This window comes from Thermomonas sp. LB-4, from assembly GCF_036409385.1.
GTDB lineage: Bacteria > Pseudomonadota > Gammaproteobacteria > Xanthomonadales > Xanthomonadaceae > Thermomonas.
In genome coordinates this window covers 38,109-50,393 of sequence record NZ_JAXOFT010000005.1, presented here as the reverse complement: position 1 = coordinate 50,393, position 12,285 = coordinate 38,109, and the positions used below count along the sequence as shown (strand labels likewise).

Here is a 12,285-nt window from a genome sequence, read left to right as displayed (position 1 = left end):
AGCTTACCGCAGCGCACCACGGGCCGCCCGCGTGGCACACTCCGGCGACCTCCGGGAGAACCCACCATGCGCGCCCGTCCCGCCCTCGCCGCCTGCCTGCTGGCCGCCATCGTCGCCCCGTCCGCCACCGCGGCCGAGTCCCCCGATACCGTCCTCCAGTGCGGGCGGCTGTTCGATGCCCGCGCCGGCAAGGTGCTGGGCGCCCATGTCGTGGTGGTTCGGGACGGCCGCATCGCCGAGGTCCGGCCGGGCACGCCCGGCGTGGAGGCAGCCGGCCGACGCCTCGATCTGTCCGACCGCACCTGCCTGCCCGGCTTCACCGACCTGCACGTGCACATGAGCAGCCAGTCCAGCCCGCAGAGCTATTCCGAGGGCTTCCGCCTCGACCCGGTGGACTACGCCTACCGCTCGGTGGGTTACGCCGAGAAAACCCTGGCCGCCGGCTTCACCAGCGTCCGCGACCTCGGCGGCGAAGTCGCGCTGCACCTGCGCGACGCGATCAACCAGGGGCTGGTGCAGGGGCCGCGCATCTTCGCCGCCGGCAAGTCGATCGCCACCACCGGCGGCCACGCCGATCCCACCAACGGCTGGAACGACGCGCTCTCGCACCTGGTCGGCCCGCCGGGCCCCACCGAGGGCGTGGTCAATTCGGTTGACGATGCCCGTCAGGCGGTGCGCCAGCGCTACAAGGACGGCAGCGACGTCATCAAGATCACCGCCACCGGCGGCGTGCTGAGCTACGCGGCCTCAGGCGACGCGCCGCAGTTCACCGTCGACGAGGTGAAGGCGATCGTCGATACCGCGAAGGATTACGGCTACCGGGTCGCCGCGCATGCGCACGGCAAGGAAGGCATGGCCCGCGCCATCCTCGGCGGAGTCACCAGCATCGAGCATGGAACCTACATGGACGAGGATGTGATGCGGCTGATGAAGGCGCACGGCACCTGGTACGTCCCGACCATCCACGCCGGCCGCTTCGTCGCCGACAAGGCCAAGATCGACGGCTACTTCCCGGACGTGGTCCGCCCCAAGGCGGCGCGGATCGGCTCGCTGATCCAGGACACCGCCGGCAAGGCCTACCGCAACGGGGTGAAGATCGCCTTCGGCACCGACATGGGCGTGGGCCCGCACGGCGACAACGCGCGCGAGTTCCTGTACATGGTCGAGGCCGGCATCCCCGCCGCGCAGGCGCTGCAGGCCGCGACCCTCCGCGCCGCCGAGGTGCTGGGCGTGGACGACCAGGGCGTGCTGGAGGCGGGCAGGCGCGCCGACATCATCGCCCTGCCCGGCGACCCGGTGGCCGACATCGGCAACGTGCTGAAGGTGGACTTCGTGATGAAGGACGGCGCGATCCATCGCGAGCCCGCGCGATGAACCTGGAGTGGCTGGGCTACCTGGCGGCCACCTGCACCACGCTGTCGTTCGTGCCGCAGGCGGTAAAGACCATCCGTACCCGCAACACCTCCGGCATCTCGCTGGGGATGTACGTGGTGTTCACCTTCGGCATCGTCTGCTGGTTCGGCTACGGCATCTTCCTGGGCTCGTGGCCGATGATCGCCTCGAACGCGGTCACCTTCGTGCTGGCGGCGACGATCCTGGCGCTGAAACTGAAACACGGCTGAGCACCAGCGCGGCCAGCAGCCACCAGCCCAGCCACAGCGCGAACGCCAGCCGCTGCGCCAGCCCCACCCACGCATCCACCGGCGCCAGCACCGCCAGCAGCGGCACCAGCACGGCGGCCGACAGGCAAGCGACGGCGAAACCCGCGCCGCGCCGCGCGCGCACCGCCAGCAGCAGCGCCCCGGGCACGAACGCGATCCACCACAGCATCCACGCCAGCGCATGCAGGCGCATCGCCCGTTCATCCTGACCGCTGGCATCCAGCGGCAGCGCGCCCTGCAGGGCGAACGCCAACGCCGACAGCTGCGCCAGTGTCAATCCGATGCGCGCCGCCCAGCCGCACCCGACCAGCGCCGGCCGCAGCGCCTGCGCCGCCAGTACCAGCGCGATCCCCGGCAGCAGGAACGCGCCGGTGTTGAACAGCATCGCCCCCGGCAGCCCGCTGGCGCCGCGCAGCGCGACCGGATGCAGCCAGTGCGAATAGGCCGGCAGGTCGGTGCCGGCCAGCAGCAACGAAGCCACGAACAGGCCGGAGGCGAGGCAGGCCCAGGCAACGGCAGGGCGACGTGTATTCATGCGGGTCGGGTCCAGTGGAAAACGTCTTCGATCCGCACGCCGAGCGCATCGGCGATGCGGAAGCCCAGCTCCAGCGACGGCGCGTAGCGCCCCGCCTCCAGCGCGATGATGGTCTGCCGGGTCACCCCGCAGGCATCGGCCAGCGCCTGCTGGGTCAGCTCGCCTCGTTCGAAGCGCAGGCGGCGGATGTCGTTGGTGATCGCGGTGCCGCTCATTGGCGGTCGCGCCAGTGAAGCCACGCCACCCGCGATTCTCCGACGACATTGGCAAGCATGATCGGCAGCAGGAGCAATGAGGCGACCTGCGGTGGATCACCCAAGGCACGGAAGGGCGCAGGCCAAAAAACCCAGGCGACAGCCAGCGCGACCATCGCCAGTTCCAGCAATCGCTTGGACAGGTAATCCCCCTGCGCGCGGATCGCGCGCTCGCGCTCGTCGTCGGTGATTTCGCGATAACCGCGCCGCTCCTCCACGAAACGGCGCCGGAAGCCCGGGTAGCACGCCACCAGCACCGCATAGGTGGCGAACAGCAGATAGCCGTCCATCCTGCCGTGCGTGGAGCCCAATGGCACGCCCCCCAGCACCATCATCGCCGCCAATCCCATCCCGATCATCGACCAGGCCGCCGTTTCCGCATGCGACGGCAGGCTGTCATCCCGACCTGGGCGCCGGGCCGACAGGTACAGCACCCCGGTGAGCGCGATCACCACGAACATGCTGCCGCCGAACAGCAGGTGCGCGCGGCCCTCGCGTGCACCGATCACAGCGACTGCCACCCCCAACGTTGCCAGCAACGCGAATGCCGCCATCCAGGCGCGCGACAACCCGACGTGTTCCATTCCCTTGTCCATGCTCATTCCTTCCGGTCGCGCCAGTACAGCACCGCGGCCACCAGCTGCTCGACCCACAGCCCGCCCAGCAGCGCCAGCATCAGCATCTGCGCGATGAAGGGGTAGCTGAATTCGCGCAGCCGCTCGGTGTCGGAAAAACCCAGCAGTACCGCGATGACGACCACCCCGCCTGCGGCGGCGGCGCGCGCCCATTGGCCGGCCACCAGCTCGATCCGCGCATCGCGCTCATCGGCCTGCACGCGGCCGGCCCAGCGCTGCTTCAGCACGTGCGCCAGCACCAGCCAGGCCACGAACAGGGTGCCGATGGATTTGCCGGCCGCGCCGATTTCCGGATTGCGATGGATCGGCAGCTGCGGCAGGAACATTTCCGCCTTCAGCACCAGCGCGACGATCACTGCGCCGGCGAAGGCCACGCCGACCCAGGCCTGCCATTCGCCCGGCGCGACCTGCGCCTCCTGGTCGCTTGGCGGGACCGCATGCAGCTGCGCCACCGAGAACCAGACCGCCGCCACGAACAGGAACATGCCCACCCAACCGAGGGGCAGCGGCAAGTCTCGATATTCGCCGGTGAAGAACAGCGCCAGACCAATGCCGGCCAGCACCAGCCACAGGACAAACCCGGATCGGGGAGAGAGAGTCATTGGTGTCAACTCCAACGGACTAAATGTAAGATTCACATTACATCCAGTTTCCGTGATGTCAACTATTTTTTACATCGGCTTGCGATTGCCGCCTTCGTCGCCATCTACTGGTCCATGCCCTTTTCCGATGACGCCATGAACCAGACCGCCACCCCGCACGTGTTCGACGCCACCGCCGCCCACTTCGAGGAGGAGGTGATCCGCAGGTCGATGCAGACCCCCGTGCTGGTGGACTTCTGGGCCGAATGGTGCGGCCCGTGCAAGACGCTGGGGCCGCTGCTGGAAAAGCTGGCCGCCGATTTCCACGGCGCTTTCCTGCTGGCCAAGGTCGACGTGGACAAGCAGCAGGAACTGGCCGCCGCGTTCCAGATCCGCTCGGTCCCCACCGTCATGCTGGTCAAGGACGGGCAGCTGGTGGATGGTTTTCCCGGCGCGCTGCCGGAAGGCCAGCTGCGCGAGTTCCTCAAGCACCACGGCATCGAACCCGCAGCCGCCCCCGCCGAAGCAGAGGCCCCGGCCGAAGCCGCGCCGCTCGACCCGCACCAGGAAGTCCTGCGCCTGCGCAAGGCGGCGGAGGCCGAGCCGGACAAGGACGAGCACAAGCTCGATCTGGCCCTTGCCCTGCTGCAGACCGGCGCCGCCGCCGAAGCCGAGCAGCTGCTGGACCGCCTGCCGGCCAACCTTGCCACCGACGACCGCACCGTCAAGGCGCGCGCCAAGCTGGGCTTCGCCGCCCTGCTCAAGGACGCGCCACCCGCGGAGGTGCTGCAGGCCGCAATCGGCGCAGATCCGGACGACCTGCGCGCCCGCCACCTGCTGGGCGTGCGCCAGCTGGTGGCCGGCGATGCCGAAGCCGGGCTCTCCCAGTTCCTCGAAATGCTGCGCCGCGACCGCAAGTACGGCGACGACCTCGCCCGCAAATCGCTGATCGACGCCTTCCGCGTGCTCGACGACGACGCGCTGGTGAGCCGCTACCGCCGGCAGATGTCGGCGCTGCTGCTGGTCTGAGCCACCGCAGACGGAACCCCCTCCAGGGCGGGGCGCGCGCAGCCGCGCGCCCGACAGTACGACCGCGTATGGGATGATGCCCCCTCCTCCCGCTATCCGCGTCACCATGCGAGCCAGCCTGTTCCGCCACGGCCTCAACCTGTGGCCGCCCTACCTGCTTGCCGGCATCCACCTGACCCACCTGTCCGACGACTACCGCCGCGCCCGGGTGGAACTGCGGATGCGGCCGTGGAACCGCAACTACGTGGGTACCCACTTCGGCGGCAGCCTGTTCGCCATGACCGACCCGTTCTGGATGCTGATGGTCCTGCACCATCTGGGCCGCGACCACTTCGTCTGGGACAAGGCGGGCGAGATCGAATTCGTGAAGCCCGGCCGCGGCGTGGTGCAGGCCTGCTTCGTGCTCGAGGATGCGGTGCTGGAAGCGCTGCGCGACGCCTCCGCCGGCGGCGGCAAGGTGCTGCGCTGGTTCGAGAACGACATCGTCGATGCCGGCGGCGAGGTGGTGGCCCGCACCCGCAAGCAGCTGTACGTCCGACGCAAGCCCGGGCGCTGATCGTTCCATCCCTCACCACGCCCGTCGTATGCTCGCCGCTGCGCCAGCGGAAGCGAACAGCAACGTGACCGACAAGACCTATCCCAGCATTGACGGCTACCGCATCCTGCGGGTGATCGGCCATGGCGGCATGTCCACGGTCTACCTCGCCGAGCAGGCGTCGCTGGACCGCAAGGTGGCGCTGAAGGTGATGCTGGCCGACGCGCTGGCCGACGAGGTCAGCCGCGCCCGCTTCGAAAACGAAGCGCGCACCATCGCCCGCCTCGAACACCCGCACATCGTCGGTATCTACGAGGTGGGCCGCACCGGCGACGGCCTGCCGTTCTATTCGATGCCCTACCTGTCGCGCGGCCACCTGGCCCAGCGCCGCCTGGCTGGCGACCAGCCGAAGGTGGCGGCGATCCTGCGCAGCCTGCTGGACGCGCTGGACTATGCGCACGTACGCGGGGTGGTGCATCGCGACGTGAAGGCCGAGAACGTGCTGTTCGACGACGCCGACCGGCCCATGCTGGCCGACTTCGGCATTGCCCTGCGCCGCGGCAGCAACCCGCGCCTGACCACCGCCGGGCTGGCGGTGGGCAGTACCGCCTACATGCCGCCCGAGCAGGCCCGCGGCCAGGAGGTCGACCGTCGCGCGGACATTTACAGCATCGGCGTGCTGACCTGGGAAATGCTGGTGGGCCAGCTGCCCTACAACGCGGGCGATGCGCTGACGATGGCGCTCAAGCATCTGCAGGAACCGGTGCCGCGGCTGCCGGCGGCGCTGAAGCACTGGCAGCCGCTGATCGACAAGGCGATGGCCAAGCAGCCCGACCAGCGCCACGCCAGCGCCAACGACATGCTGCAGGCGCTGGATGTGCTGGAACGCCGCGGCGGCAGGGCTTTCACCGCAGTCGAAGTACCGCTGCCGGCGCAGACGGAGCCGCGGATCGCGGCGGCCCGGCCGCGCTGGCTGCTGGCCGGGACCGGCGGGATGGCCGCGCTGGCGCTCGTCGCGGCCTTCTTCTCGCTGCGCGAGCCAGCGCCCCCCGCTGCAGCCGGCGTCAGGGCGGACCCGTCCACCACTACGGGCCTGCCGACACCCGCCGTAGGCGCGGTGACCGGGCTGGGCGACCCGCTGGCAACCGGCGGCGCCAGCGTCGCCGCCTTCGTCGCCAATGCCGAGCAACAGCTGCGCAACGGCGCGCTGTTGGGGCCCGCCAATGCCAATGCCTGGGACAGCATCGAGGCGGCATGGCGGACCAACCCGACCGACCCCGACACCCTGCGGCTGACCGCGGAACTGTTCGATGCGCTGGGCAATGCGGCCGAGCGCGCGCTGGCGGAAGGCAACGTGGCAACCGCGCGTACCGCCTTCCAGCGCGCGCAGCGGCTGGATGCGCGCCGCGGCGGCACCGGCGCGTCGATCATCCTGCTGCGCAAGCGCCTGGACGCGACGCTGGAAAGGCGCTTGGCCACGCTGCTGGCCAAACCCGCCACCCGCGGCCAAGCCGCCGCCCTGCTGGCGGACACCGAATGGCTGGAGCTCGACGACGCGCGCCAACGGGCGCTGCAGGCCAAGGTTGGGCCGGCGCCCACCACCGTGGCCAGGACCACCGCCGGCAACGCGGCGGCGCAGGCCGCCAGCACGGAAATCCTGAGCGTCAGCCGCGCCGACTATGCCCAGTTCGCCACCGCCACCGGCCGCGCCCCGGCGGACTGCGGCAAGGGCTTCTTCGGCCGCAAGCAGCGGTGGAACAACACCGGTAGCGACCGCAAGCCGGTCGCCTGCGTCTCCGCCGCCGACGCCCAGGCCTACGCCTCCTGGCTCGGCGCCCAGGACGGGCTGCGCTACCGCCTGCCCAGCGCCGGCGAACTGCGCGCCGTCCCCACCCGCGAGAGCGGATGGCTGGCGCTCTGCGCCGACCACGCGTGCAACAGCCGGATGGTCAACGGCAAGGCCAAGCCGATGGATGCATCGCGCGGCTACTCGGATGTCGGCATCCTGCTGGTGCGCACGCGCTGAGGGCTGCCCGCCGCCACGGCGGGCAGCCGGTAGAATGCGCGCATGCCTCCCGCCCCCTCGCTTGGCCTGCGCCTGCAGCGCCTGTTCCTGACCGGCCTGCTCACCCTGCTGCCGCTGTGGCTGACCTGGGTCGTGGTGAAGTTCGTGTTCGTGCTGTTGGGCGGACTCAGCAAACCGCTGGTCGAACCCGGCCTGCAGGGCATCGCGGCGGGTAATCCACGCACCTTCGGTTGGCTGGTGGAACCGTGGGTGCAGAACGCGATCGCGCTGGTCGCGACGGTGGGCTTCATCCTGCTGGCCGGCTGGCTGGCACGGCGGGTGGTGGGGCAGCGGTTGCTGCGCTGGTTCGAGGCGCTGGTGGCGCGGATTCCGCTGGCCAGCACCATCTACGGCAGCGCGCGCAAGCTGCTGGACATCCTGCAGACCAAGCCGGACGGCACCCAGCGGGTGGTGCTGATCGACTTCCCGCACAACGAGATGAAGACGCTGGGCTTCGTCACCCGCGTCATGCGCGAGATCGGCACCGGCCGCGAACTGGCGGCGGTGTACGTGCCGACCACGCCCAATCCGACCTCCGGTTACCTGGAGATCGTGCCGATGGAAAAGATCACGCCCACCGACTGGACGGTGGACCAGGCGATGAGCTTCATCATCAGCGGCGGCGCCGTCGCCCCGGATGCCATCCCGTTCGCGCCGCCACCGGCCAAGTCGCCCTGAGCATGCGCCTGCTGGACGATCGCGCGACCCGTCTGTTCGCAGCGCTGGCGGCGTTCTTCTGCGCCAATGCAGTGCTGGCGGAGTTCATCGGGGTCAAGATCTTCGCGCTGGAAGGCACGCTGGGGATCGCGCCGCTGCACTGGAACCTGTTCGGACAGGGCGGCACGCTGGATTTCACCGCCGGCACGGTGGTCTGGCCGATCGTGTTCATCATGACCGACACGGTCAACGAGTACTTCGGCAAGCGCGGGGTGCGGATGGTTAGCTGGCTGGCCGCGGGGCTGGTGGCCTACGGCTTCCTGTTCGCGTACGTCGCCATCCGCCTGGCCCCCGCCAGCTGGTGGGTGGGCGCGGCGCAGGGCCAGGGCGTACCGGACTACCAGGCCGCGTATGCGGCGGTGTTCGGCCAAGGCATGTGGATCATGGTCGGCTCGCTGGTGGCGTTCCTGGTCGGCCAGCTGATCGACATCCACGTCTTCCACCAGATCCGTCGCCGCACCGGCGAGCGCCACGCATGGCTGCGCGCCACCGGCTCCACCGCGGTGTCGCAGCTGGTGGACAGCTTCGTGGTGCTGTACATCGCCTTCGTGATCGGCCCGCAGCGTTGGCCCACCTCGCTGTTCCTGGCGGTGGGCTCGCTGAACTATGTCTACAAGATGCTGGCGGCCATCGCACTGATCCCGCTGCTCTACCTCGCCCGCGCCGGCATCCATCGCTATCTGGGCCATGCGCGCGCCGCGCAGCTGCGCGAGCAGGCCGCGCAGGCCTGACGTCGGCCCCTCACCCCTGCGGGCGGGGCTTCACCCAGCGCCGGCGATCGCGGTCGCGGCCGAAGCCCTTCCTGCCCAGGACCTTCGATTGCGCGCGCCCCTCGGCTGATCCCGGTCAAGGCAGCGACGACAGCGCCTGCCGATCATGGCGGCACCGCGCACAGCGCGTCCCGCCATCTTCTGGAGTTTCCCCATGCTGTTCGACGTCCTGGGCCTCGTTGACGAAGCCACTGCCCGCTCCATCGCCTTCGCCGTGCACGCGCTGGACCCGCAGGCCAAGATCACCGCCAACATCGGCCGCGGCCGCCTGCTGGTGGAAAGCGGCCTGAAGGAAAACGACATCAGCGATGCCCTGCGCGCCGCGGGCTTCCCCGCCACGCTGGCGCCCGAGCACGCCGAAGGCACCACCTGCTGCGGCAGCTGCGGCTGATTGCGCGCGCCCCGCCGGATGCGCGCCGGGGCCCGCGAGCGCGGGCCCCGTGCGTTCCGGACCCGGCCTTCACATTGCCCGCACCCCGCCGCAGCGCGACAATAGGCGGATGATCGATGCGTCCCGCTACCCCCTGTTGTCGAAAATCGACAACCCCGCCGACCTGCGCCAACTGCCGGAAGCCGACATCCGCGCAGTGGCCGACGAGTTGCGCGCCTTCCTGATCGAATCGGTGGGCCGCTCCGGCGGGCATTTCGGTGCGGGCCTGGGCGTGGTGGAGCTGACCACGGTCCTGCATTACCTGTACGACACCCCGCACGACCGCATCGTCTGGGACGTGGGCCACCAGTGCTACCCGCACAAGATCCTCACCGGCCGCCGCGACCGCATCCACACGGTCAAGCAGAAGGACGGCGTGGCGCCGTTCCCCAAGCGCGAGGAAAGCGAATACGACACCTTCGGCGTCGGCCATTCCTCGACTTCGATCTCGGCCGCGCTGGGCATGGCCATCGCCAATGCGCGCGCCGGCATCGACCGCCGCATCGTGGCGGTGATCGGCGATGGCGCGATGACCGCGGGCATGGCCTGGGAAGCACTCGGCCACGCCGGCGGCATGGACGAGGAACCGGATATCCTGGTGATCCTCAACGACAACCGCATGTCGATCAGCGAGGCGGTGGGCGGGCTGACCAAGATGCTGGGACGGATGTCCGGCAACCGCACCCTCAACGCCATCCGCGAGGGCGGCAAGAAGCTGCTGGGCGACAAGCGCAACCCGCCGGCGCGCTTCGTCAAGCGCTGGGAGGAGCACTGGAAGGGCATGTTCGTGCCCTCCACCCTGTTCGAGCAGATGGGCTTCCACTACACCGGCCCGATCGACGGCCACGACACCGACGCCCTGCTGCAGACGCTGACGACGCTGAAGGGCCTGAAAGGCCCGCAGCTGCTGCACGTCATCACCACCAAGGGCAAGGGCTACGAGCTGGCCGAGGGCGACCAGATCGGCTACCACGCGGTCAGCCCGTTCGACCCGTCCATCGGCGTGGTCGGCAAGCCCGCGGCGAAGAAGCCCACCTACACCGACGTGTTCGGCGACTGGCTCTGCGACATGGCCGCCGCCGACCCCAAGCTGCTCGGCATCACCCCGGCGATGCGCGAAGGCTCGGGACTGGTGCGCTTCAGCCAGGAATACCCTGACCGCTATTTCGACGTCGCCATCGCCGAACAACACGCGGTGACGCTGGCCGCCGGCATGGCCTGCGAAGGCGCGAAACCCGTCGTGGCGATCTATTCCACCTTCCTGCAGCGCGGATACGACCAGCTGGTGCACGACGTCGCCATCCAGGAGCTGGACGTGCTGTTCGCGATCGACCGCGGCGGCGTGGTCGGCCCGGACGGTGCCACCCATGCGGGCAACCTCGACCTCAGCTATCTGCGCTGCGTGCCGAACATGCTGGTGATGGCGCCGGCCGACGAGAACGAATGCCGGCAGATGCTGTCCACCGGCCACCGCCACCCCGGCCCCGCCGCGGTGCGCTACCCGCGCGGCACCGGCCCCGGCGTGGCCGTGCAGCCGGGCCTGGACACGCTGCCGGTCGGCAAGGCGCAACTGCGCCGCAGCGGCGCGCGGATCGCCCTGCTGGCCTTTGGCGCGGTGGTGCCGGCGGCGGAAGAGGTCGGCGCAGAGCTTGGCCTGACCGTGGTCAACATGCGCTTCGTCAAGCCGCTGGACCGTGCGCTGGTCCTGGAACTGGCGAAGAGCCATGAAGGCCTGGTGACGCTGGAAGACAACGTGGTGGCGGGCGGCGCCGGCAGCGGCGTGGCCGAGCTGCTGGCAGCCGAAGGCGTGGTCCTGCCGATCCTGCACCTGGGCCTGCCCGATGCGTTCCAGCACCATGCCAGCCGCGAGGATCTGCTGGCTGACGCGGGACTGGACGTGTCCGGCATCCGCGCGTCGGTGCTCAAGCGCTGGCCGGACCTGCTGCAAGCACAGCGCGCGCAGGCCGCATCCTGACCACATGACGCGGCGCCACCTGCCGCCGCGCCCATCCCGCCGGGCCGCGCCTCATTCGTCTGGCGCGATCACCGTGTAACCCTTGGCCTCCAGCGCCGCCAAATAGCCATTCGGGCCCAGCATGTCGAGCAGCGACAGCGACGCGAAGCTGACCGTATTGCGCGCCAGCGCCGCCTCGGCCGCGTCCAGCCACTTGGTGCGCAGCTTGCGCTGCGCATCGCCATAGCCCAGCCGCTTGCCGATGCCGGCCTCGGTGATCGCGTTGTTGCACGCTTCCCAACGGTAAGCCGGCGGCAGCGAGCGCAATGCGGCGACATCGCCGGTAGCCCAGGCGTTGGCGCGGGCGCGCATGGCATCGAGGTCGGTCTCGATGTGGGCCATCGTGTTGTCGAAACAGGCAAGGTCGTCCAGCGTGGTCTTCGACCACTCCTTGAGCAGCGGCTTCACGTCCTTGATCACGATGGACTCGCGCACCACCGTGACCGTCGGGCTGTGCGCCTTGATCGCCTCGGCGACCACCGGCCAGGCCAGGTCGCGGCTGTCGAGGTTGCTCTTCTTCATGGCCGCCGCATACAGATCCTGCGCCGCGAACAGCGGACGCCGCTTCTCCACGCCGCCATCGCTGCCGATGTAACGTTCCTTCAGCCCCTGCCAACGCGCATAGGAAGCAGGCGATACCACGTCCTTCAGCTTCCTGTCGTCCGGGTTGTTGCGCGCACCCAGCAGCTTCGGCATCAGCATCAGGCCCTTGAAGAAGCCCACGTCGGCATCGATCTGCACGCCGCGCATGCGGATCACTTCCTGCGCCTGCGCCAGCACCTGCCGCAACTGTGCCGACTGCCACTGCATTTTCATCGGCAGCGGCCGCAGCGTGCCGAGGATGTACAGGTCGTGGCTGTCCTTGCGCACCAGCCACAGGCCCGGGCCGGGCTGCTCGCCCTCCACGACGATGGTGGACTCCGTGCGGATGCCATCGACCGGCGGCGTGGCCTGCTGCGCCTGTGCCGGCATCGACAGGAACCCGAACGTCAACGCCGCCGCCACCATCGTCTTTCGCATTCACGCGCTCCATTGCCTGCAGGGAAGCGAATTGTGACG

Annotated in this window: 14 protein-coding genes; 9 read left to right on the top strand and 5 right to left on the bottom strand. The window is 69.7% G+C overall.

Annotated elements, in window-relative coordinates; genetic code table 11:
- The first annotated feature begins 66 nt into the window (after positions 1 to 66).
- Complete coding sequence (locus SPK54_RS05775; RefSeq protein WP_330946972.1) at positions 67 to 1,374, top strand: amidohydrolase family protein; 1,308 nt, start codon at positions 67 to 69, stop codon at positions 1,372 to 1,374.
- Positions 1,371 to 1,622: a SemiSWEET transporter gene (locus tag SPK54_RS05770; protein WP_330946971.1), complete on the top strand. Its 252-nt coding sequence runs from the start codon at positions 1,371 to 1,373 to the stop codon at positions 1,620 to 1,622. The genes SPK54_RS05775 and SPK54_RS05770 overlap by 4 nt, the downstream gene beginning before the upstream one ends.
- Here the strand turns inward: SPK54_RS05770 and SPK54_RS05765 are convergent.
- Genes SPK54_RS05765 through SPK54_RS05750 form a run of 4 tightly spaced genes read right to left on the bottom strand, consistent with a single transcriptional unit; the run spans position 1,570 to position 3,687 of the window.
- Positions 1,570 to 2,196 carry a DUF998 domain-containing protein gene (locus SPK54_RS05765; RefSeq protein ID WP_330946970.1) on the bottom strand — a complete coding sequence of 209 codons (627 nt, stop codon included), beginning with the start codon at positions 2,194 to 2,196 and terminating at the stop codon, positions 1,570 to 1,572. The two genes, SPK54_RS05770 and SPK54_RS05765, sit on opposite strands and share 53 nt — an antisense overlap.
- Complete coding sequence (locus SPK54_RS05760) at positions 2,193 to 2,411, bottom strand: helix-turn-helix transcriptional regulator (RefSeq protein ID WP_330946969.1); 219 nt, start codon at positions 2,409 to 2,411, stop codon at positions 2,193 to 2,195. The genes SPK54_RS05765 and SPK54_RS05760 overlap by 4 nt, the downstream gene beginning before the upstream one ends.
- Positions 2,408 to 3,052, bottom strand: a complete 645-nt coding sequence (locus SPK54_RS05755; RefSeq protein ID WP_330946968.1) for a hypothetical protein — start codon at positions 3,050 to 3,052, stop codon at positions 2,408 to 2,410. Before SPK54_RS05755 ends, SPK54_RS05760 begins: the two co-directional genes overlap by 4 nt.
- On the bottom strand, positions 3,049 to 3,687 hold the full coding sequence (locus tag SPK54_RS05750) for a hypothetical protein (protein ID WP_330946967.1): 639 nt from the start codon (positions 3,685 to 3,687) through the stop codon (positions 3,049 to 3,051). Before SPK54_RS05750 ends, SPK54_RS05755 begins: the two co-directional genes overlap by 4 nt.
- Before the next feature lie 135 nt (positions 3,688 to 3,822).
- On the opposite strand from SPK54_RS05750, the gene trxA reads away from it, so the two are divergent.
- The 7 genes from trxA to dxs all read left to right on the top strand — a co-directional run bounded on the left by trxA (position 3,823) and on the right by dxs (position 11,187).
- Positions 3,823 to 4,695: a thioredoxin gene (gene trxA / locus SPK54_RS05745; RefSeq protein WP_330946966.1), complete on the top strand. Its 873-nt coding sequence runs from the start codon at positions 3,823 to 3,825 to the stop codon at positions 4,693 to 4,695.
- Positions 4,696 to 4,801: 106 nt separating this feature from the next.
- The gene (locus tag SPK54_RS05740) at positions 4,802 to 5,251 is read left to right on the top strand and encodes a DUF4442 domain-containing protein (protein ID WP_330946965.1); all 450 of its coding nucleotides are present in this window, start codon (positions 4,802 to 4,804) and stop codon (positions 5,249 to 5,251) included.
- Positions 5,252 to 5,315: 64 nt separating this feature from the next.
- Entirely contained in the window at positions 5,316 to 7,256 is a 1,941-nt protein-coding gene (locus SPK54_RS05735) for a bifunctional serine/threonine-protein kinase/formylglycine-generating enzyme family protein (protein WP_330946964.1), read from the top strand.
- A gap of 42 nt (positions 7,257 to 7,298) precedes the next feature.
- Positions 7,299 to 7,973, top strand: a complete 675-nt coding sequence (locus SPK54_RS05730) for a DUF502 domain-containing protein (protein WP_330946963.1) — start codon at positions 7,299 to 7,301, stop codon at positions 7,971 to 7,973.
- A gap of 2 nt (positions 7,974 to 7,975) precedes the next feature.
- Positions 7,976 to 8,743: a queuosine precursor transporter gene (locus tag SPK54_RS05725; protein WP_330946962.1), complete on the top strand. Its 768-nt coding sequence runs from the start codon at positions 7,976 to 7,978 to the stop codon at positions 8,741 to 8,743.
- Between the two features lie 193 nt (positions 8,744 to 8,936).
- Positions 8,937 to 9,173: a hypothetical protein gene (locus SPK54_RS05720; RefSeq protein WP_156880217.1), complete on the top strand. Its 237-nt coding sequence runs from the start codon at positions 8,937 to 8,939 to the stop codon at positions 9,171 to 9,173.
- Between the two features lie 109 nt (positions 9,174 to 9,282).
- Complete coding sequence (gene dxs, locus SPK54_RS05715; protein ID WP_330946961.1) at positions 9,283 to 11,187, top strand: 1-deoxy-D-xylulose-5-phosphate synthase; 1,905 nt, start codon at positions 9,283 to 9,285, stop codon at positions 11,185 to 11,187.
- A gap of 51 nt (positions 11,188 to 11,238) precedes the next feature.
- Here the strand turns inward: dxs and SPK54_RS05710 are convergent, their stop codons facing one another.
- Complete coding sequence (locus SPK54_RS05710; RefSeq protein WP_330946960.1) at positions 11,239 to 12,246, bottom strand: TraB/GumN family protein; 1,008 nt, start codon at positions 12,244 to 12,246, stop codon at positions 11,239 to 11,241.
- Between the last annotated feature and the right edge of the window lie 39 nt (positions 12,247 to 12,285).